The sequence below is a fragment of the Rahnella sp. PCH160 genome, from assembly GCF_047784855.1.
Classification (GTDB): domain Bacteria; phylum Pseudomonadota; class Gammaproteobacteria; order Enterobacterales; family Enterobacteriaceae; genus Rahnella.
This window is the reverse complement of the sequence record NZ_JBLOGT010000001.1, coordinates 598,407-619,450: the sequence shown is the minus strand read 5'-3', so window position 1 is coordinate 619,450 and position 21,044 is coordinate 598,407. Positions and strand designations below refer to the sequence as shown.

The window sequence follows — 21,044 nt, the reverse complement described above, 5'->3', positions numbered from 1 at the left end:
TTTCCTCAGGCGGCTGTCGGATGGCTGTCGGGTAATTTGTTCGCAGATTGCGCCGGAACGTCACACCGGGCAGGCAGCAGCAATGCCATCAGTGCCGCCAGCGTGAGCGATATCGCCAGACAATAAACACCGGCATCTTTGCTGTAGAAGGTGATGAGCAGGCCGACGGCATACGGCCCGCAGAATCCGCCCAGATTGCCCAAGGCGTTGATGACACCGCGTGCGCCACCGGCCATTTCCGCGCTGAAAAGTTTGGCGGGAATGGTCCAGAACACTCCGGCGGCGGATTGCAGGAAGAAGCCACACCCGACCAGCGCGGCATACGAAAGCCAGACGCTGTTTTTGAGCATTACCGACAGGAACATGCAGGCCGCAAAGCCCAGCAGAGGCAGGAACACGTACAGTTTGCGTTTACCGGTGCGGTCAGACAGCGAGGAGAACAGCAACATGCCCGCCACGGCGCCGATGTAAGGCAGGATTGCGAGGACGCCGACCTGACCCATGGTGGAATGCGTCAGTTCTTTCAGAATGGTCGGCAGCCACAGGGTGTAGCCATAAATGCCGGTCTGGTAGAAGAAATTCAGGGCGATAAGTTGCCACATCGTCCGGTTGGCCAGCACCGCGCCGAGTGAGGCGTTTCTGACTTCTTTCCCGGCAATGGCTTTTTGCTCGGCGGCCAGTGTTGATATCAGCCAGTTTTTCTCTTCGGGCGAAATCCAGCGCGCTTCCTGCGGTCGGTCGCAAACGGTCAGTACCCACATCACCAGAACGACGGCGGAAAGCAGCCCTTCAATGATGAACAACCAGCGCCAGTCGAGTGCGCTGATGATCAAGCCAGAGAGCGGGGCGGTGATGATCCCGGCGATCGGCACGAACATGATCACAATGGCGTTCGCCCTGCCGCGTTCGGCATCGGGGAACCAGTTGCTGATCATCGTCAGTACGACCGGCAACATACCGCCCTCCGCAACGCCGAGTGCGAAGCGCAGGAATAACAGCTGATAATGATTCGTCACCAGGCCGGTGAGAATCGAAATAATGACCCACGCGACCAGTGACCAGCCGATGAATTTCTTACCGCTGCCGTGAACCGCGATTTTTCCGCCCGGAACTTGCAGGAATAAATACCCGATAAAGAATATTCCACCGGCCAGCCCGGCCATGGATGCGGTAATACCCAAATCCGCGTCCATCCCGCCCGGCATGGCGAAGGCAATATTCACCCTGTCCATATAAGAAATAATGCAGGCGATCAGGATGGGTGGAATAATTCTAAGCCAGCGTTGTTTAGGTATTTCTTTTAATAACCGATTGCTTTGCAGAGTATCAGAGTTTTTATTCATAACTTATTACCTTAATAATGAGTTACAGAACCCGTTTAACAAACGAGCGGATTTCCCTCAGAGAAAGGGATGTGGTGTAAAATGAGGTAATGCTATTTTATAATTATTATTTTTTATTGATTGCCAGATTCATGGCCTGAATACCGTCTCGCAAAATAGCAACACGATGATCCACACTGGCGCTGGCATTAATTTCCAGTAGCTTAATGCCCGAGAAGCTCAGGGATTCCGGGGGTGCGTGCCGGAACATTTCTGCGGCAATATCGACGGTCATCAGGCTTTCCTGACATCCGGCTTCACTGCCTGAGAACGGCGCAAACGGTGCGTGCAGGTCCTGCCAGTCGCCATAAGCGCCTTCGCGTGTGGTGCCCGAGAACATCAGCGCCTGAAGAACACCGGCCTGCTGGCTGATTTGCAGATGTTCCAGCGGCAGGGAAGTATTGCGGCCTTCAATGGCGGATCGCGCCCAGTTGATACACACACCGGCGGTTTTCCCTGTGTGGGCTTTGGCCTCTGCAATCGCAGTCAGTTCGTGCGCCAGCGGCAGAAAACCTTTACGCGCAGCCGGTTTATCCAGCGCATCGCAATGCTCGATAATCAGCCCGCACGGCCAGTCCCAGCTCAGGATTTCCTGCAAAGACTCCGTGAAACAGCGCGCGGCCAGGCTGACATTTTGTGTGCCCGCCAGTGGCGCGGACTGCAACTCCACGGCCAGCACTTTGTTTCTGCCAAATCGCGCATTGGTCTGCTCAACCTTTTCGAAAACGTGACGGTAATAGCTGACACAGGCGCGACGTTGTTCGGCGTCTTCGGACGCCAGCCCGAAGCCCGGCAAGGTTCCGCGCCTGCGCATAGTTTCCATCACGCCGGTGACCACGATGTCCCACTCGTCAGGCAGATGCCGGAATAGCCATTCGTCGCCATACGGATGCAAGGTTTCCAGACACGGCTGTTCTATTCCACGGATCCCCGGAATATCGGCCAGTTTGCGCCAGAATTCGGTTTCTTCATTTTCATGTCGCTGATGAAAAGAGGGCGCGCAAGGATAAGCGCCGACAATAAAGCCTGCATTGTTTTGCATATTTATTTTCCCATTGAATTAACTGTCTTTCCGAACTGTTTTATCCTGACGGTTACCCGAGTTTATCCACCTTCACTTTGACGACAATTTTCCGGATATTACTGACGGTATGATGAATACACGCCGGGCGGTGAACATCCTGCGGAAAAAATATGGCGTAGGTTCCCGGTGTCATGATGATTTCGGATTCGTTCTCCATTCCGTGATAAAAAATAATGTCCCTTTCTTCAAGCAACGACTGAGATATTATGTTATTTCCCCGGTCGGCGGCATAACCAATAATTTCATCGCCCCAGGCTAAAAATTGAATATCAATATAACGGCGGTGAACTTCGGGCTGATTTTCCGTTTTTGCTTTGGTCGTCAGATCGAGGATCTGCGCGTAAATATCTCTGCCTTCAATTTCGACGACCCCGGTTTCCAGTGCGTGAAAATCCGTGGTCCGCAAAAAATTCAGCGCCTTCTCGATCGCTGCGGGAAACGTGCAGGGATTCGGATTGCTGATATGTCCGGATATCATGAGCCAACTCCTTATAAGGCCTGAATTTTCGCCCAGACGCTGTCATCGACGGTGATCCCGTTGCGGCGGTTTTCTGCCCGCAGGCGGGTGAACTCGTGGCCCGGCAGGCGCACGGCTTCGTCCGGATTGTTGCGTTCTGCGGTGGTGACGTAATCCATAATGCGCTGAAGTTTTGCATCGCGGGTCGCGCCGTCAATCAGGCGGTCAACTTCGATGGCGATGAAAATCTGCGAAATCCCGTATTCGTCCGCGTTGTCTTCGGTGACTTCCGCCACGGACGCGCCGTCTGAAAGGAGGGTGGCGATCATGTCGAGCACAATGGATAAACCGGAACCTTTCCAGTAGCCCATCGGCAAAATGCGCCGGTTCTTTTCGATGACGCCGGGTTCGCGCGTCAGCTGGCCGTTGTCGTCGAAGCCGCCATCGACCGGCAGTTCGCGGCCTGCGAGACGGTTCACTTCCAGCATGCCGTAGGAGAACATCGACATCGACATATCCACCATCGTGATCGGCGAACCGGGAATGGCGACAATCAGCGGGTTGGTGCCGATACGACATTCTTTCGCGCCCCACGGTGGCATCACCGCGATGGAATTCGTCCAGCAAATCCCGATGTAGCCTTTTTCTGCCGCCTGCCAGCCGTAACTTCCACCGCGCATCCAGTGGTTGGCATTGCGTAACGCCACCAGCCCGATGCCATGGTCAGAAGCCAGAGATATGGCGCGATCCATCATTTTTTTCGCCGTCAGATTGCCGATAGAGCGCTGCGCATCCCATTGTTCAATCGCGCCCAGCGACAGAATTTTTTTCGCTACGGCGTCCGGGTGAATATCGCCCTGATCCAGTTGCTGAATGAAGCGCGGGAAACGGTTTACGCCGTGGGAATAAATGCCGGACTCTGTGGTTTGGGCAAACATCGTGGCGCATTCATCGGCGACCTCAGGTTTGACGTGGCGCGCGATAAGCACTCTTTTGAACTCCTTTTGCAATGTTTCAAAGCTCAGTTTCATACTTTTCTCCGGTGTGATTGTTAAAGGATTGGTTGTTTTTAGATCTCAATATTTCACTATGTGGAATATGATTTCAAAAATCTACTCTTGTCCTGAGCAGATCACAATCCATCCGGGTGTTTTTAAAATGCTTTAAAATCAGTTGGATAAAAACTTCATGTCCGGTTCGTGATGAAGGACACATTTTAGGCAGGGCAAAAAGCAGGCAGGGAAAAGGAGTTATTTCGCGTGCGAAGGAAGTTTGCTATACCATCGGTTCAGGATTGAAACGCCATCGGCACAACGGGAATTCTTCAAGGTATGAAAGACGCAGAGAACGAACAGGGCAAAGATAAACCGGCAGGAAGTCAGAGTCTGTTCCGTGGGTTACAGCTGATCGAAATCCTCAGTAATTACCCGAACGGCTGCCCGCTGGCGCATCTTTCTGAACTGGCGGAACTGAATAAAAGTACGGTTCATCGCTTACTTCAGGGGCTGCAATCCTGCGGTTATGTCACGCCAGCTCCGGCTGCAGGGAGCTATCGTTTAACCACCAAATTTATTTCTGTCGGCCAGAAGTCACTGTCTTCCCTGAATATTATTCACGTCGCCGCGCCGCATCTTGAAGCGCTGAATATCGCGACCGGGGAAACCGTTAACTTCTCCAGCCGGGAAGACGACCACGCCATTCTGATTTACAAGCTGGAACCGACCACCGGAATGCTGCGAACCCGCGCGTACATCGGCCAGCATATGCCGCTGTATTGTTCGGCAATGGGCAAAATTTACATGGCGTACGGCCATCAGGATTACGTGCCGGCTTACTGGGAAAGTCACAGCGAACAGATTCAGCCGCTGACCCGCAATACGATTGTCAGCCTGAAAGAGATGGACAAAGAACTGGCGCAAATCCGCGAGCAGGGTCTGGCGATGGACCGGGAAGAAAATGAGCTTGGCGTATCGTGCCTGGCGGTGCCGGTGTTTGATATCCACCGGCGCGTGACCTATGCCGTCTCGATTTCACTCTCGACGGCAAAACTCGGCGTAATCGGCGAAGAAGCACTGCTGAAACCGCTGAAAGAAACCGCGGCCGCGATTTCCGGCGAGCTCGGGCTGAAGGTGGGGTGAGATCACCCGTCCTGCGGCATTTCTTCCTGCCCGGCGCGGAACTGGCCGCGGGGCATGATATTTAACGTTTCATGCAGTTCTGACCAGACCAGCACGATGTCGCCGCTTTTCAGCTGGCGTTTCACGTCATCCACTTTTTGTTCGAGAGATTTTTCCTGCTCGCCGTAGTCGGTGCCTTCGCGTAAAACGAAAGATTCCACCACGCTGGTGAGCAGCTCTGTGTCCAGTTCCTGCCAGGGAATTATCACAACGTTGTTTCCTTTGTTTTTTCTTCGGTCTGTTCTGTGACGGGGTTTGCTGCGGGTTCTAAATGCGGCGCAATCCACGCCGGAATGCGCTGCTCCAGCCACATCTGCGGGTTACGCAGGCTGCCGGATACGAAACCGACGTGGCCACCGTGTTCGGTTAGCTGGTATTCGACGCAATCCGGTAAATCCCCGGCTTTCGGGATCACGTCCGGTGTCATAAACGGATCGTCTTTCGCATGGATAATCAGCAACGGTGTCCGGACCTGCGCGAGTAACGGCATTCCGCTGCACTGACGATAATAATCCAGCGCGTCGGCAAAACCGTGTGCCTTTGAGGTAATCGCATCGTCGAAATCCCGGATGCGGCGCATGGCTTTCAATTGCGGGAGTGTGACGGGCAGGGTACCGGGATATTTCGCCAGTTTTCGCGACGCGTTTCCTTTGAGCTGTTCCAGCAGGTAACGCTGGTAAATCCGCGATGTACCTTGTTCGAGCCGGTACGCACAGGGTTCCAGCATCAGCGGAGCCGACACCACGACGGCGGCTTTCAGCGTACAATTTTCGCCTTCCTGCCCGAGATAACACGCCAGCATATTGCCGCCCAGCGAAACGCCCACTGCGCCGGTTGGCACTTCACCGTAGGTTTCATTCAGCCAGCGAATGAAAAAGCGGGCGTCTTCGGTTTCACCGGAATGATAAATACGCTGAAGTTTATTCGGTTCGCCGCTGCATCCGCGAAAATGCATGACCACGCCGAGCCAGCCGCGTTCTTTCCACGCCTGTAATAAGCCGTGGGCATAGGGGCTGTAGAAGCTGCCTTCCAGCCCATGGAACAGGATCATCCGAGGCTTATGGCGCGCCTGTTCCGGGTCTTCGCTCCAGGCTAAATCCAGAAAATCACCGTCCGGCGTGTCCAGCCGTTGCCAGTGAGGTTTCAGTTTTGCATTGCGCCGGACCAGGCGCGGAAGCAGCGTCTGGATATGCGGATTGCTGGCCCCGCGCAGGGGATGAAAGGATTCATACATAAGATGAATAAATTTCTCTTAAGGGGCTCTTGTGCGATCAATATCACGCTGTTAGCTTCAATGCTATCGCACATCTTTCGGGTCGGAGAACCCAAATTAAATGGAACTTGGTTTATTTTTCTCGATGCTTGGATTTTTATGGGTCGCGGCTATCACACCTGGCCCGAATAATATGCTGTTAACCACGTCTGGCGCTAACTTCGGTTTCTTCCGGTCACTCTGGCTGATGGTCGGCATTATGCTTGGTATGCAAAGTATTTTGCTGCTGGTGGCGTTTGGCGTGGGCGGGCTGATTACCGTTTATCCTGCGTTACACCTTTTCCTCAAAATCGCCGGGAGTCTGTATCTGCTTTGGCTGGCGTGGAAGATTGCAACGTCAGCGTATGAAAAGCTGGAGACCGGCGCACCGCCGCCGAAGCCGATCCGTTTATATCAGGGCTGGTTGTTGCAATTTCTGAATCCGAAAGCCTGGCTGATGGGGCTTGGCGCTGTCGCCAGTTTCAGTCTCGCCGGTGCCGCCTATAACCATTCGATTGCCGGGATCAGCCTGGGAATGTTTATGGTGAATCTGGTTTCCGGGATTATCTGGCTGGGATTTGGCACCGTGATTGGCCGCCTGTTACGCAGCCGCCGCGCGTGGTACACCTTTAACATCGCGATGGGAATTTTGACCGCCGCGTGTGTATTGCTGATCTGGCACTGATTGCTTCAGACTGAGATTTTTCAGATAAAAAAGGAGCCGTGATGGCTCCTTTTGACTTTTTTTACAGCAAGATCAGCTTTCTATATCAAACGTTTTTGATATCTCTTCCAGCTGTTCCTGGGCATCGAGCCAGGTCATTTCGGTTTCTTCCAGCGCGCCTTTCACTTTGATCTGCTGTTGCAGACACTCGGTGAGATCGGCTTTACGGCTGATGTCGTAAATCGCGGAATCGGTCAGACGCTCTTCGATGGTCGCCAGTTCGGTGCTCAGTTTTTCCATCTGCGCTTCGAGTTTGGTGATTTGCTTGCGCAGCGGCTGAGTCTGGTTGCGGAAATCAGCTTCGCGGCGCTTCTGATCTTTACGCGACTGCGCGCTGTTCACGCCACCGTCTTTGGCCGGCGCATCCTGCTGGCTTTCCTGACGCTGAATGTCCACCAGCCATTGCTGATAATCTTCCAGGTCGCCGTCGAACTGTTCCACTTTGCCGCCGTGAACCAGATACAAATCGTCGGTGGTGGAACGCAACAGGTGACGGTCATGCGAGACGACAACCATCGCGCCTTCGAAGTCGATTAACGCTTCGGTCAGCGCCTGGCGCATGTCGAGATCCAGATGGTTGGTCGGTTCATCGAGCAGCAGCAGGTTCGGGCGCTGCCAGACGATAAGAGCCAGCACCAGACGTGCCTTTTCACCGCCGGAGAAACGCCCGGTCGGATCCGTCACTTTGTCGCCGTGGAAACCAAATCCGCCAAGATAATCACGCAACTGCTGTTCCGTTTCACGCGCGGCGAGACGGGTCAGATGTTGCAGCGGCGATTCGTCGGCACGCAAAAACTCCAGCTGATGCTGGGCGAAGTACCCGAGCTTCACGCCTTTCGCCAGACCGATGTCACCCTGAAGCGGCGGCATAGTCCCGGCGAGCAGTTTGATCAGCGTCGATTTGCCCGCGCCGTTACGGCCGAGCAGGCCGATACGCGAACCCGGCACCAGATTCAGTTTGATGGAATCCAGAATGGTGGTGTCGCCGTAGCCTGCGCTGACTTTTTCCATGCGCAGCAGCGGATCGGGTAAACTTTCCGGCGAGCGGAAGCTAAAATGAAAAGGATTGTCGACGTGCGCCGGGGCAATCAGTTCCATGCGTTCCAGCATTTTGATACGGCTCTGCGCCTGTTTGGCTTTGGTCGCCTGAGCACGGAAACGGTCGATGTAACTTTGCAGGTGTGCCACTTTTTCCTGCTGACTTTCAAACAATGACTGTTGCTGAGACAGCTTGGTCGCGCGCTGGCGTTCGAAAGACGAGTAGTTACCGGTGTATTCATTCAGCGACTGTTGTTCGATGTGCAGGATTTTATCGACAATCGGATCAAGGAAATCGCGGTCATGGGAGATCAGAACCAGTGTCCCGGTATAACCTTTCAGCCACTTTTCCAGCCAGATGACGGCGTCTAAATCCAGGTGGTTGGTCGGTTCATCCAGCAGCAGTAAATCAGAACGGCAAATCAGCGCCTGCGCCAGGTTGAGGCGCATACGCCAGCCCCCGGAGAAGGATTTTACCGGCTGCTGCAATTGATTCTGCGTAAAACCCAGACCGCTCAGCAGGCTGGCCGCGCGCGCCGGGATTGTCCACGCGTTGATGGCGTCGAGTTTGCCGTGAAGTGTGGCGATAGCATGGCCATCATCACGTTCATTGGCGTGTTGTAATTCGGACTCTAACTGACGAAATTCGCGATCGCCGTCGATAACATACTCTATCGCCGGCTCGTCGAGTGCCGGTGTTTCCTGATTCACCCAGGCCAGCGACCAGTTGCTCGGAAAAGTCAGGTTGCCAGCGTCGGCGCTCATTTCACTTTTCAGCAGCGAAATCAGGGTGGATTTACCGCAGCCATTTTTGCCCACCAGCCCGACTTTTTGGCCGGGATTGATGGTCGCAGACGCGTTGTCCAGCAGCACATTGGTGCCACGTCGGATTTGTAAGGAGGAGAAAACAATCATAAAGCGCCGTGTTGAGAGTATGTTAAATTGTCATGATAATGATTTAAACAAGACGTATCGCGTCCCATTTAGTCTTTGCGAAGCATGGTAACGGAAAAACCGCACCCTGACGACGCTTTGGAGGTATTGATGTCGCAGCCACCAAAGGTTTTGCTGCTTTACGCTCACCCGGAATCACCCGATTCGGTCGCCAACCGCGTTTTACTGCAACAAGCACAGCAGCTCGAACATGTCACCGTGCATGATTTGTATGCGCACTATCCTGATTTCTTTATTGATATCCACCGTGAACAACAACTGCTGCGCGATCACAAAGTGATCGTTTTCCAGCACCCTCTTTATACCTATAGCTGCCCGGCGCTGCTGAAAGAGTGGATGGACCGCGTTCTGGCGCGTGGTTTTGCCAGCGGGGCAGGCGGGAATGCGCTGAACGGAAAATACTGGCGTTCGGTTGTAACCACCGGTGAGCCGGAAGGGGCGTATAAAGCGGGCGGCTATAACCGCTATCCGATGTCTGACATTATGCGTCCGTTCGAGCTGACGTCGGCGATGTGTCATATGCACTGGATGACGCCGATTATCATTTACTGGGCGCGCCGTCAGAAACCTGACGTGCTGCAAAGCCACGCTGAAGCTTACGGCGAATGGCTGAAATCCCCGCTGCCGAACGGAGGGATTGCCTGATGGAGGGTTCGAATTTACCCGCCGCGATCCTGCTGTTTTTATTCGCGGCTGTGGTTGCTGTACCTGTTGCCCAGCGTTTAGGGATTGGCGCGGTGCTCGGCTATTTGCTGGCCGGGATCGCCATTGGCCCGTGGGGCCTGGGTTTTATCCGTGACGTCGATGAAATTCTGCATTTCTCCGAGCTGGGCGTGGTGTTCCTGATGTTTATCATCGGACTGGAGCTGAATCCGGGGAAACTGTGGGAACTGCGGCGGCAAATTTTTGGCGTCGGGGCGGGGCAGGTGATTCTGACCGCGCTGGTGCTGGGCGGTTTGTTGTGGCTGACGAAATTCTCCTGGCAGGCGGCGGTGATCGGCGGCATTGGTCTGGCGATGTCATCGACGGCGATGGCGTTGCAGCTGATGCGCGACAAAGGCATGACGCGCAATGAGGGCGGTCAGCTCGGTTTTGCCGTGCTGCTGTTTCAGGATATCGCGGTGATCCCGGCGTTGGCACTGATCCCCATTCTTGCGGGCGGTTCTGAAGGCAGCAATAACTGGGAAATGATCGGCCTGAAAGTGCTGGCTTTCGGCGGTATGTTAATCGGCGGACGCTATCTGCTAAGGCCGATTTTCCGGCTGATTGTGGCTTCTGGCGTTCGCGAAGTCTTTACAGCGGCGGCACTTCTCGTGGTGCTCGGTTCTGCGTTGTTTATGGACACGCTGGGCTTTTCGATGGCGCTCGGAACATTCATCGCCGGTATTTTACTGGCCGAAAGCGAATATCAGCACGAACTGGAAATCGCGATTGAGCCGTTTAAGGGTTTACTGCTCGGGCTGTTCTTTATTTCTGTCGGCATGGCGCTCAATCTCGGCGTGCTTTATACCCATATTCTGCTGGTGCTGGCCGGTGTCGTTATTCTTGTGACCGTCAAAGGCGCGGTGCTTTATGCGCTTTCGCGGATGTTCGGATTACGGACATCGGTGCGGTTGCAGTTTTCTGCCGTTCTCAGTCAGGGCGGAGAGTTTGCCTTCGTATTGTTCTCGGCGGCGGGCGCGCAGAAAGTCATCTCCTCTTCGCAGCTTTCGCTGTTGCTGGTGGTGGTGACGTTATCGATGATGACCACGCCGCTGCTGATGCAGTGGGTGGATCGTATTCTGGTTCGTCGCTACAACGACGGCGAAGAAAGCGATGAAAAACACTTTGTGCAGGATGACGAACCGCAGGTCATTATTGTCGGGTTCGGGCGTTTCGGGCAGGTGATTGGCCGGTTGCTGATGGCGAACAAAATGCGCATTACCGTGCTGGAGCGTGATATCAGCGCCGTCAGCCTGATGCGGACTTACGGCTACAAAGTGTATTACGGCGATGCGACTGAACTGGAATTACTCAGGGCGTCTGGTGCGGAAAAGGCGAAGTCAATCGTGATCACCTGTGATGAACCGGAGGATACGATGACCATCGTGCATTTGTGTCAGCAGCATTTCCCGCATCTGAATATTCTGGCGCGTGCCCGTGGGCGTGTTGAGGCGCACGAGTTGTTGCAGGCCGGCGTGGCGAATTTCTCCCGCGAGACGTTTTCCAGTGCGCTTGAATTGGGGAAAAAGGCGCTGGTGACGTTGGGGATGCATCCGCACAGCGCCTATCGTGCCCAGCAACATTTCCGTCGTCTTGATATGCGGATGTTGCGTGAACTGGTGCCGCAAAACCGTGGAGACGTGGCGCAGATTTCCCGCGTGAAAGAAGCGCGCCGTGAGCTGGAAGACATCTTCCAGAGCGAAATGCACAACGAACGGCGTCAGCTTGATGGTTGGGACGATGATGAATAGCCCGGCAGATGAAAATTTATTGTGTCGTCTGAATGAAAAATGACCGGAAGCAATGTCGAAAATTTCAGGAGAATTAACATGGCGTCTACCCGTAAACGTTTCATCGCTGGTGCGGTGTGCCCGAAATGTAAGGCAATGGATACACTGGCTTTATGGCAGGAAGATCAGGTTGAGGTGGTGGAGTGCGTGAAGTGCGGGCACCATCAGCGGCAGACGGATGCGCAGGTCAGTAAGAAGCTGCGCCCGGAAGAGCAAGTGATTGGAATTTTCGATCCGAAGTAGCGTTATTGCTCGCGTTTTTTTATGCTGTTGAGTACAGAGACGCGGATTTCCGCTACACTCTTCGCCAAATTTACCCGGCCACACTTTCAGGATGATCTTATCCAAAAGACGCCGTCACTGAATTAGCCTTAAGCGAAGTAGCGATCGTTCCCGAAACGTTCGCAGACAACAAATTGAGTTTCCAACGGTAGGAGTTATCATGAAAGTAGCAAAAGACCTGGTCATCAGCGTTGCATATCAGGTACGTACAGAAGACGGTGTGTTGGTTGACGAATCTCCGGTGAGCGCACCGTTGGATTATCTGCACGGCCATGGTTCCCTGATCTCCGGTCTGGAAACTGCACTTGATGGTCACGCTGTTGGTGATGTGTTCGACGTGCATGTTGGCGCGAATGACGCTTACGGCAACTACGACGAAAATCTGGTTCAGCGCGTACCGAAAGACGTGTTCATGGGTGTTGACGAGCTGGAAGTGGGCATGCGTTTCCTGGCCGACACCGATCAGGGCCCGGTTCCTGTCGAAATCACTGAAGTTGACGGCGACCATGTTGTTGTTGACGGTAACCACATGCTGGCGGGTCAGGATCTGAACTTCCACGTAGAAGTTGTCGCAATTCGTGAAGCCACTGAAGAAGAACTGGCTCATGGCCACGTTCACGGTGAACACGGCCATGACCATGGTCACGACCATGAACACGGTGACGGTTGCTGCGGTGGTCACGGCCACAGCCATGACCACGAGCACGACCATGACCACGGTAAGAAAGGGGGTTGCGGTTGCCACTGATCGTTCTGTAAACAGGGCGGTTGAAACGAAAAGGCGCCGGTCAGGCGCCTTTTTGCTGGGTGCAATTGCGGAAATCAATAATGCGGCGGCGGCATTTCTTCCGACTGATCGGCAATCATTGACGGCTGGCTGGCGCGCAGTTTGTCTGTCAGTAAACGCAGGTGATCATGCAATCTGCTCATCTCCAGCTGGTGCTGCGTCACAATCAAATTCAACTCTTCGATGGTGATTTCCTGAAAAGCCAGTTTGTTTTCCAGCATCTCCAGACGTTGTTCAACGGTGTTTGAGTCCATCATCATTCCCTCATTGTGCGTCCCAAGCCTCTCAGATTGAGCGCTGACCGGAACCTCATTCTGTATTATAGACCGGCGATTCTACCCGTAAACCCGCCGGATTGCCTGACCCCTGTGGCGCTTTATCGGGGTGAACGGAGAATTTTACGAAACTAAATGATGCAAAAAAGGTCGGAATAAGACGCTAATGGCATGTATAGAGATTGTTTTGTCGTGAGACGGACAGTTATAGTAACCGCCGAACTTTCGTAATTATTACCAGAGGTCACACACTTCTGGTCTTGGAGAAATGGATGAAATCACTGTTTAAAGTAACTCTGCTGGCAACCACCATGGCTATCGCCCTGAATGCCACTCAGGTTATGGCTGCTGAAGCCACAGCACCGGCCGCTGCTGACCCTGCGCCAGCCGCTGCAGCTGCACCGGCAGCAACAGATAAGACCAAGTTCAAAAGTGATGACGAGCAGGCAGCGTATGCACTGGGTGCATCTCTGGGCCGTTACATGGACAATTCACTGAAAGAACAAGAAAAACTGGGTATCAAACTGGATAAAGACCAGTTGATCGCCGGTGTTCAGGACGCATTTGCGAACAAAAGCAAACTGTCTGATCAGGAAATCGAACAAACTCTGCAAACCTTCGAAGGCCGTGTGAAAGCTTCTGCACAGGCTAAAATGGAGCAGGACGCTAAAGCTAACGCTGACAAAGGCGACAAATTCCGTGCTGACTTCGCCAAAGATAAAGGCGTGAAGAAAACTGAATCTGGTCTGCTGTATCAGGTAGAGAAACCAGGTACCGGTGCAGCGCCGAAAGACAGCGACACCGTTGTTGTTAACTACAAGGGCACCCTGACCGACGGTACTGAGTTCGATAACTCTTATACCCGTGGCGAGCCACTGTCCTTCCGTCTTGACGGTGTTATTCCTGGCTGGACCGAAGGCCTGAAACACATCAAGAAAGGCGGCAAAATCAAGCTGGTCATTCCACCGGAACTGGCTTACGGCAAAACGGGTGTCCCTGGGATCCCTGCTAATTCTACTCTGGTGTTCGATGTTGAACTGCTGGACGTGAAAGCAGCGCCAAAAGCTGATCCTAAAGCTGCAGAAAAACCTGCTGAAGCAGAAGCTGCGCCGAAAGCTAACTAAGCTACCGCACTGTTACTGCATAAAACCGTCGCTTAACGCGGCGGTTTTTTTTCGTCAGTCACTTTTATCTGAACCTGCCCCTCATTTTATTGCGGTTACTCTATGATGATAACTTGACGCTTTTGTCTGCCCGGCATAACGTCACAGATCCATATACTCGCAAGGTCGTTTTTTCTGTACTTTTGATACAGTAACGATCCTGGAACGATGAATAATGCGCTCTGACTCCCGTTGGAAGGCGCGATATAGAGGGTGGTAGCTTCGATGTCTAATTCGCTTATAACTGGCGAAACCGGCGATCTGGATTTGCTGGACCAACGTCCTTTCAGCCAGGTCGACCATGAAATTTTGTCTTCATACGAGGCCGTGGTGGACGGGCTTGCAATGCTGATTGGTGAGCACTGCGAAATTGTTCTGCATTCACTGGAAGACCTGAAATGTTCAGCAGTCCGCATTGCTAATGGTGAACATACGGGCCGGAAAATCGGCTCGCCGATTACTGATCTCGCACTGCGCATGTTGCATGACATGACCGGCGCAGACAGCAATGTATCCAAAGCCTATTTCACCCGTGCAAAAAGCGGTGTGTTGATGAAGTCGGTGACTATCGCCATCCGCAACCGTGAGCAGCGTGTCATCGGGCTGCTGTGCATCAACATGAACCTGGATGTGCCTTTCTCGCAAATCATTCAGACCTTCATGCCACCGGAAACGCAGGAAGTGGCTTCTTCGGTTAACTTCGCGTCGTCAGTTGATGATCTGGTCGCTCAGACGCTGGAATTCACGATTGAAGAAGTGAATGCGGATCGCAATGTTTCTAACAACGCGAAGAACCGTCAGGTTGTGCTGAATCTTTATGAAAAAGGTATTTTTGATATCAAAGATGCGATTAACCAGGTGGCTGACCGTCTGAATATTTCCAAACATACTGTATATCTTTATATCCGCCAGTTTAAAAGTGGTGACCTGGTGGGGAACGAACGTTGAAGCTCCGCTACTGCCTTTTGGTAACCGGTCCGGCATATGGAACGCAGCAAGCCAGTGCGGCTTATCAGTTTGCACTGGCACTGATTGCCAGCGGGCATCAGCTCGACAGCATTTTTTTCTATCGTGAAGGCGTACTGAACGGCAATTTGCTTTCTGCACCGGCTTCAGATGAATTCGATTTAGTGAGATCCTGGCAGCGTCTGGCCGCCGATTATCAGGTTGCGCTTAATGTGTGCGTCGCTGCGGCATTGCGTCGTGGCGTGATTGACGAAACGGAAGCCCAAAATCAGGGGCACGGTCAGACTAACCTGCAGCCCGGTTTTCATCTGACGGGTCTGGGCAGTCTTGCCGAAGCTTCGCTGACCTGTGACCGTATGGTGCAGTTCTGATGTGCTATTGCAGAGAACAAAAATGAAGAAGGTAGCATTTATATTCACGCAGGGACCTCACGGGTCTTCCGCAGGGCGCGAAGGCCTTGATGCATTGCTTGCTACTTCAGCGCTGAACGAAGATATCGGGGTCTTTTTTATGGCAGACGGCGTTTTTCAGCTGATGCCAGCGCAGCAGCCTGAAAAAATTCTTGCCCGTAACTATATTGCCACGTTCGGTGTGCTGCCCCTTTATGATGTCGACCAGTGTTTTGTCTGCACCGAGTCTCTGAAGGCTCGCGGTTTATCTTCAGGACATGAATGGGTACTCGATGTTGAGCCGCTGTCCGTGACTGAAATCCGTGGTCGGTTGGCCAGTTACGATGTGGTGATGACGTTTTAAATCAGGAAATCCCATGCTTTTTACCCTTTCCAGTTCTCCGCAACATTGTGATTTTTCATTGCTTCTTAAGATGGTTACACCGGATGACGCGCTTTTGCTGATGCAGGATGGAGTCCTCGCGGCAATACATGACAGTGAAGCCTGCGAACTGCTGAGCCAGTACGTTCAGTCAGTTTATGTTTTAAGCGAAGATCTGGCTGCGCGAGGATTGGTTGGTCAAATTTCGCACAAAGCCACCCTGATCGACTATACTGGTTTCGTTGCGCTGACGGAGAAACATGCCCAGCAAACGGCATGGTGAATCAACGATGTACTGTATATTTCTTGACACCCTCTTAGGTCAGCCCTAAAATTCTGCGTCCCCATATTAGCTAATGCTTTTTATGGGGCGATTTATCACGCGTTTACAAAGTAGTTTATGAATCAAAATCCAGGAGCTTTTTAATGGCAACAATTAATCAGCTGGTACGCAAACCACGCTCTACGAAGGTTGCTAAAAGCAACGTTCCAGCGCTGGAAGCTTGCCCGCAGAAACGTGGCGTATGTACTCGTGTATATACTACCACCCCTAAAAAACCAAACTCCGCACTGCGTAAAGTATGCCGTGTGCGTTTGACTAACGGTTTTGAAGTTACCTCCTACATCGGCGGTGAAGGTCATAACCTGCAGGAACACTCCGTGATCCTGATCCGTGGCGGTCGTGTAAAAGACTTGCCAGGTGTGCGTTATCACACCGTCCGTGGCGCGCTGGACTGTTCAGGCGTTAAGGATCGTAAGCAATCTCGTTCTAAATACGGCGTTAAAAAGCCGAAGTCTTAATGGTTCTCCGTTAAGTAAGGCCAAACATTTTCACTTTACTGTCAAAATAAACTCTTAGAGTTTTGGACAATCCTGAATTAACAACGGAGTATTTCCATGCCACGTCGTCGCGTCATTGGTCAACGTAAAATCCTGCCAGATCCTAAGTTCGGATCCGAACTTCTGGCGAAATTCGTAAACATTCTGATGGTAGATGGTAAAAAATCTACTGCAGAAGCAATCGTCTACACTGCTCTTGAGACCCTGGCTCAACGTAGCGGTAAAGGCCATCTGGAAGCTTTCGAAGTCGCTCTGGACAACGTTCGTCCGACTGTCGAAGTTAAGTCCCGCCGCGTAGGTGGTTCTACTTACCAGGTTCCAGTTGAAGTCCGTCCGGTTCGTCGTAATGCCCTGGCAATGCGTTGGATCGTTGAAGCTGCTCGTAAACGCGGTGATAAATCCATGGCTCTCCGCCTGGCGAACGAACTTTCTGATGCTGCAGAGAACAAAGGCACTGCAGTTAAGAAACGTGAAGACGTTCACCGTATGGCTGAAGCCAACAAGGCGTTCGCCCACTACCGCTGGTAATCACTTCGCAGTAGTTATGCTAACCAAGCGGGCGCTTCAAGAAGCCAACCCGCTTGGGTTAACCGAACTTGAACGTCCTAGTAATAGAGGAATCAAATGGCTCGTAAAACACCCATTGAGCGCTACCGTAACATTGGTATCAGTGCTCACATCGACGCCGGTAAGACAACCACTACCGAACGTGTTCTGTTCTACACCGGTGTAAACCACAAAATCGGTGAAGTTCATGATGGCGCAGCCACCATGGACTGGATGGAGCAGGAGCAGGAACGTGGTATTACCATCACGTCCGCTGCGACCACCTGTTTCTGGTCAGGTATGGCTAAGCAGTTCGAACCACACCACATCAACATCATCGACACCCCAGGGCACGTTGACTTCACCATCGAAGTTGAACGTTCCATGCGTGTTCTTGATGGCGCGGTAATGGTTTACTGTGCTGTTGGTGGTGTTCAGCCACAGTCTGAGACCGTATGGCGTCAGGCAAACAAATATAAAGTTCCACGTATCGCGTTCGTTAACAAAATGGACCGTATGGGTGCTAACTTCCTGAAAGTTGTTGATCAGATTGAAAAACGTCTGGGCGCAACTCCGGTGCCTCTGCAATTGGCAATCGGCGCGGAAGAGAAATTCACCGGTGTTGTTGACCTGGTGAAAATGAAAGCGATCAACTGGAACGAAGCCGATCAGGGCGTGACCTTCGAATACGAAGAGATCCCGGCTGATATGCAAGAACTGGCTGAAGAATGGCGTCAGAAACTGGTTGAGGCCGCTGCTGAAGGCTCTGATGAGCTGATGGAGAAATTCTTTGGTGGCGAAGAGCTGACTGAAGAAGAGATCAAAAGCTCACTTCGTGCACGTGTATTGCGTAACGAAGTTATCCTGGTTACCTGTGGTTCTGCGTTTAAAAACAAAGGCGTACAGGCAATGCTGGATGCGGTTGTTGAGTATCTGCCAGCACCAACTGACGTTGAAGCTATCAACGGTTTGTTGGATGACGGTAAAGACACTCCGGCAGTTCGCCATTCTGATGATGCAGAGCCGTTCTCTGCTCTGGCGTTCAAAATCGCTACTGACCCATTCGTGGGTAACTTGACGTTCTTCCGTGTTTATTCCGGTCTCGTCAACTCAGGTGACACTGTATTTAACCCAGTGAAATCTCAGCGTGAACGTCTGGGTCGTATCGTTCAGATGCACGCTAACAAGCGTGAAGAAATTAAAGAAGTTCGTGCAGGCGACATCGCTGCTGCGATCGGTCTGAAAGACGTGACTACGGGTGACACCCTGTGTGATCCGGATAACGTGATCATTCTGGAACGCATGGAATTCCCTGAGCCGGTAATCTCCGTTGCAGTAGAACCAAAAACCAAAGCTGACCAGGAAAAAATGGGTCTGGCTCTGGGACGTCTGGCGAAAGAAGACCCATCATTCCGCGTTTGGACTGATGAAGAGTCTGGTCAGACAATCATCGCAGGTATGGGTGAGCTTCACCTGGACATCCTTGTTGACCGTATGCGTCGTGAGTTTAACGTTGAAGCTAACGTCGGTAAGCCGCAGGTTGCTTACCGTGAAGCGATTCGCGCTAAAGTTACTGATGTTGAAGGTAAACACGCTAAGCAGTCTGGTGGTCGCGGTCAGTATGGTCATGTTGTGATCGACATGTATCCATTGGAGCCAGGCTCTAATCCGAAAGGGTATGAGTTTGTCAACGAAATCAAAGGTGGTGTGATTCCTGGTGAATTCATCTCTGCGATTGATAAAGGCATCCAGGAACAGCTGAAGTCTGGTCCATTGGCGGGTTACCCAGTAGTAGATCTCGGTGTGCGTCTGCACTTCGGTTCTTACCACGACGTTGACTCCTCCGAGTTGGCGTTTAAACTGGCTGCTTCTATTGCCTTTAAAGATGGTTTTAAGAAAGCAAAACCTGTTCTGCTTGAGCCGATCATGAAGGTTGAAGTAGAAACGCCGGAAGAGAATACTGGTGACGTTATCGGTGACCTTAGTCGTCGCCGTGGCCAGCTGAAAGGTCAGGAATCAAACGCTACTGGCGTTCAAATTCACGCTGAAGTTCCGCTTTCCGAAATGTTCGGTTATGCGACTCAGCTGCGTTCACTGACCAAAGGCCGTGCATCTTACTCCATGGAATTCCTGAAGTATGATGATGCGCCGAATAACGTGGCCCTGGCCGTTATTGAAGCTCGTGGCAAATAAGCCACTGGTTTAAACACAATGATCCCGTGCTCTCTCTTTGAAGGGAGAGCACAAGAGTAAGGAATATAGCCGTGTCTAAAGAAAAATTTGAACGTACAAAACCGCACGTTAACGTTGGTACTATCGGCCACGTTGACCACGGTAAAACTACCCTGACTGCAGCAATCACTACCGTTCTGGCTAAAACCTACGGCGGTTCTGCACGCGCATTCGACCAGATCGATAACGCACCAGAAGAAAAAGCTCGTGGTATCACCATCAACACTTCACACGTTGAATATGACACCCCAGCTCGTCACTACGCGCACGTTGACTGCCCAGGCCACGCCGACTATGTGAAAAACATGATCACCGGTGCTGCTCAGATGGACGGTGCAATTCTGGTTGTTGCTGCAACTGACGGCCCTATGCCTCAGACTCGTGAGCACATCCTGTTGGGTCGCCAGGTTGGCGTTCCATACATGATCGTATTCATGAACAAATGCGACATGGTTGATGACGAAGAGCTGCTGGAATTGGTAGAAATGGAAGTTCGTGAACTTCTTTCTCTGTACGAATTCCCAGGCGACGACATCCCAGTTGTTCGTGGTTCAGCGCTGAAAGCACTGGAAGGCGAAGCTGAGTGGGAAGCTAAAATCATCGAACTGGCTGGTTTCCTGGATTCTTACATCCCAGAACCAGAACGTGCTATCGACCAGCCGTTCCTGCTGCCAATCGAAGACGTATTCTCCATCTCCGGCCGTGGTACAGTTGTTACCGGTCGTGTAGAGCGCGGTATCGTTAAAGTCGGCGAAGAAGTTGAAATCGTGGGTATCAAAGATACCGTGAAATCTACTTGTACTGGCGTTGAAATGTTCCGCAAACTGCTGGACGAAGGCCGTGCTGGTGAGAACGTTGGTGTTCTGCTGCGTGGTATTAAGCGTGAAGACATCGAACGTGGTCAAGTTCTGGCTAAACCAGGCTCAATCAAACCACACACGACCTTTGACTCAGAAGTTTATATCCTGAGCAAAGATGAAGGCGGCCGTCATACTCCGTTCTTCAAAGGCTACCGTCCACAGTTCTACTTCCGTACAACTGACGTGACCGGTACCATCGAACTGCCAGAAGGCGTTGAGATGGTAATGCCAGGTGACAACATCAACATGGTTGTTACCCTGATCCATCCAATCGCGATGGACCAAGGTTTGCGTTTCGCAATCCGTGAAGGCGGCCGTACTGTAGGCGCTGGTGTTGTTGCTAAAGTTATCGCTTAATCGCTGATAATTAAAAGCAAAAAAGGGGTGCTTCGGCACCCTTTTTTATTGTGAGAAATTTGTGAGGGAAGTGCATAAACAGCATTTGCAATAATAACCATTCTCATTTACAGTTAGTCTAAGATTTAGACGAAGTGTGGTTTATATGTACGTGTGTTTATGTAATTCAGTCAGTGATAAAACGATCAGACAGGCCGTAAGGTGTTACCAGCCACAAACGTTTCAACAGCTCAGAAATTTTGTTCCCGTAGGAACTCAGTGTGGCAAATGTGTGCGAGCTGCACGCCAGATAATGGAAGATGAATTACAGCAAATTCCAGAGTTCAAAAACATAGCGTAAAAATACTTCATTAAAAGTGTGCCTTTTTTTTGACTTACTCTGTACCGGATCTACGCTTTAGATAC

24 protein-coding genes are annotated in these 21,044 nt (G+C 52.0%); 16 read left to right on the top strand and 8 right to left on the bottom strand.

Translation table 11 applies throughout. The features are described from left to right. Positions 1–5 precede the first annotated feature (5 nt). The 4 genes from ACM5QY_RS02940 to yiaK all read right to left on the bottom strand — a co-directional run bounded on the left by ACM5QY_RS02940 (position 6) and on the right by yiaK (position 3,954). Entirely contained in the window at positions 6–1,343 is a 1,338-nt protein-coding gene (locus tag ACM5QY_RS02940) for an MFS transporter (RefSeq protein ID WP_416119128.1), read from the bottom strand. Between the two features lie 106 nt (positions 1,344–1,449). After that, positions 1,450–2,424 carry a DUF4862 family protein gene (locus ACM5QY_RS02935; protein WP_416119127.1) on the bottom strand — a complete coding sequence of 325 codons (975 nt, stop codon included), beginning with the start codon at positions 2,422–2,424 and terminating at the stop codon, positions 1,450–1,452. Between the two features lie 52 nt (positions 2,425–2,476). Continuing rightward, entirely contained in the window at positions 2,477–2,944 is a 468-nt protein-coding gene (locus ACM5QY_RS02930; protein ID WP_416119126.1) for a NanQ anomerase/TabA/YiaL family protein, read from the bottom strand. 11 nt (positions 2,945–2,955) lie between these two features. Next, a complete protein-coding gene (gene yiaK / locus ACM5QY_RS02925) occupies positions 2,956–3,954 on the bottom strand; it encodes a 3-dehydro-L-gulonate 2-dehydrogenase (RefSeq protein WP_416119125.1) in 999 nt (332 codons plus the stop codon). 300 nt (positions 3,955–4,254) lie between these two features. On the opposite strand from yiaK, the gene ACM5QY_RS02920 reads away from it, so the two are divergent. Then, positions 4,255–5,061, top strand: coding sequence for an IclR family transcriptional regulator (locus ACM5QY_RS02920; RefSeq protein WP_152327483.1), 807 nt, complete (start codon positions 4,255–4,257; stop codon positions 5,059–5,061). Positions 5,062–5,063: 2 nt separating this feature from the next. Here ACM5QY_RS02920 and ACM5QY_RS02915 read toward each other — a convergent pair whose 3' ends face one another. Then, entirely contained in the window at positions 5,064–5,309 is a 246-nt protein-coding gene (locus ACM5QY_RS02915) for a YheU family protein (RefSeq protein WP_416119124.1), read from the bottom strand. Further along, entirely contained in the window at positions 5,306–6,334 is a 1,029-nt protein-coding gene (locus ACM5QY_RS02910) for a hydrolase (protein ID WP_416119123.1), read from the bottom strand. The genes ACM5QY_RS02915 and ACM5QY_RS02910 overlap by 4 nt, the downstream gene beginning before the upstream one ends. Positions 6,335–6,434: 100 nt before the next feature. Between ACM5QY_RS02910 and ACM5QY_RS02905 the strand changes: the two genes are divergently transcribed. Beyond that, the gene (locus ACM5QY_RS02905) at positions 6,435–7,037 is read left to right on the top strand and encodes a LysE family translocator (protein WP_416119122.1); all 603 of its coding nucleotides are present in this window, start codon (positions 6,435–6,437) and stop codon (positions 7,035–7,037) included. Between the two features lie 72 nt (positions 7,038–7,109). Here the strand turns inward: ACM5QY_RS02905 and ACM5QY_RS02900 are convergent, their stop codons facing one another. Then, positions 7,110–9,029 carry an ABC transporter ATP-binding protein gene (locus ACM5QY_RS02900; protein ID WP_416119121.1) on the bottom strand — a complete coding sequence of 640 codons (1,920 nt, stop codon included), beginning with the start codon at positions 9,027–9,029 and terminating at the stop codon, positions 7,110–7,112. A 129-nt stretch (positions 9,030–9,158) separates the two neighbouring features. Between ACM5QY_RS02900 and kefG the strand changes: the two genes are divergently transcribed. The 4 genes from kefG (at position 9,159) to slyD (ending at position 12,590) form a co-directional block, all read left to right on the top strand. After that, on the top strand, positions 9,159–9,713 hold the full coding sequence (gene kefG / locus ACM5QY_RS02895) for a glutathione-regulated potassium-efflux system ancillary protein KefG (protein WP_101077422.1): 555 nt from the start codon (positions 9,159–9,161) through the stop codon (positions 9,711–9,713). Further along, the gene (gene kefB / locus ACM5QY_RS02890) at positions 9,713–11,521 is read left to right on the top strand and encodes a glutathione-regulated potassium-efflux system protein KefB (RefSeq protein ID WP_416119120.1); all 1,809 of its coding nucleotides are present in this window, start codon (positions 9,713–9,715) and stop codon (positions 11,519–11,521) included. The genes kefG and kefB overlap by 1 nt, the downstream gene beginning before the upstream one ends. A 78-nt stretch (positions 11,522–11,599) precedes the next feature. Continuing rightward, positions 11,600–11,803 (top strand): YheV family putative zinc ribbon protein, encoded by a 204-nt coding sequence (locus tag ACM5QY_RS02885; RefSeq protein ID WP_104923594.1) that lies wholly within the window; start codon positions 11,600–11,602, stop codon positions 11,801–11,803. Between the two features lie 199 nt (positions 11,804–12,002). Further along, positions 12,003–12,590, top strand: coding sequence for a peptidylprolyl isomerase (slyD, locus tag ACM5QY_RS02880; protein WP_416119119.1), 588 nt, complete (start codon positions 12,003–12,005; stop codon positions 12,588–12,590). Positions 12,591–12,664: 74 nt separating this feature from the next. Here slyD and ACM5QY_RS02875 read toward each other — a convergent pair whose 3' ends face one another. After that, entirely contained in the window at positions 12,665–12,883 is a 219-nt protein-coding gene (locus tag ACM5QY_RS02875; protein WP_104924813.1) for a protein SlyX, read from the bottom strand. Between the two features lie 293 nt (positions 12,884–13,176). Between ACM5QY_RS02875 and fkpA the strand changes: the two genes are divergently transcribed. The 10 genes from fkpA (at position 13,177) to bfd (ending at position 20,979) form a co-directional block, all read left to right on the top strand. After that, positions 13,177–14,028, top strand: coding sequence for an FKBP-type peptidyl-prolyl cis-trans isomerase (gene fkpA / locus ACM5QY_RS02870; protein ID WP_416119118.1), 852 nt, complete (start codon positions 13,177–13,179; stop codon positions 14,026–14,028). A 264-nt stretch (positions 14,029–14,292) separates the two neighbouring features. Further along, a complete protein-coding gene (locus ACM5QY_RS02865; RefSeq protein ID WP_165061123.1) occupies positions 14,293–15,015 on the top strand; it encodes a helix-turn-helix transcriptional regulator in 723 nt (240 codons plus the stop codon). Then, entirely contained in the window at positions 15,012–15,404 is a 393-nt protein-coding gene (tusD, locus tag ACM5QY_RS02860) for a sulfurtransferase complex subunit TusD (RefSeq protein ID WP_416119117.1), read from the top strand. Before ACM5QY_RS02865 ends, tusD begins: the two co-directional genes overlap by 4 nt. Positions 15,405–15,426: 22 nt before the next feature. Next, positions 15,427–15,786: a sulfurtransferase complex subunit TusC gene (tusC, locus tag ACM5QY_RS02855; protein ID WP_416119116.1), complete on the top strand. Its 360-nt coding sequence runs from the start codon at positions 15,427–15,429 to the stop codon at positions 15,784–15,786. Between the two features lie 13 nt (positions 15,787–15,799). Then, positions 15,800–16,087, top strand: coding sequence for a sulfurtransferase complex subunit TusB (tusB, locus tag ACM5QY_RS02850; RefSeq protein WP_416119115.1), 288 nt, complete (start codon positions 15,800–15,802; stop codon positions 16,085–16,087). A gap of 143 nt (positions 16,088–16,230) precedes the next feature. Further along, entirely contained in the window at positions 16,231–16,605 is a 375-nt protein-coding gene (rpsL, locus tag ACM5QY_RS02845; RefSeq protein ID WP_013573668.1) for a 30S ribosomal protein S12, read from the top strand. Between the two features lie 96 nt (positions 16,606–16,701). Next, positions 16,702–17,172, top strand: coding sequence for a 30S ribosomal protein S7 (gene rpsG, locus ACM5QY_RS02840; RefSeq protein ID WP_005969574.1), 471 nt, complete (start codon positions 16,702–16,704; stop codon positions 17,170–17,172). Between the two features lie 96 nt (positions 17,173–17,268). After that, positions 17,269–19,383, top strand: a complete 2,115-nt coding sequence (gene fusA, locus ACM5QY_RS02835; protein WP_104923589.1) for an elongation factor G — start codon at positions 17,269–17,271, stop codon at positions 19,381–19,383. 71 nt (positions 19,384–19,454) lie between these two features. After that, positions 19,455–20,639: an elongation factor Tu gene (gene tuf / locus ACM5QY_RS02830; RefSeq protein WP_416119114.1), complete on the top strand. Its 1,185-nt coding sequence runs from the start codon at positions 19,455–19,457 to the stop codon at positions 20,637–20,639. 145 nt (positions 20,640–20,784) lie between these two features. Then, positions 20,785–20,979, top strand: a complete 195-nt coding sequence (bfd, locus tag ACM5QY_RS02825) for a bacterioferritin-associated ferredoxin (RefSeq protein WP_416119113.1) — start codon at positions 20,785–20,787, stop codon at positions 20,977–20,979. Positions 20,980–21,044: the final 65 nt, after the last annotated feature.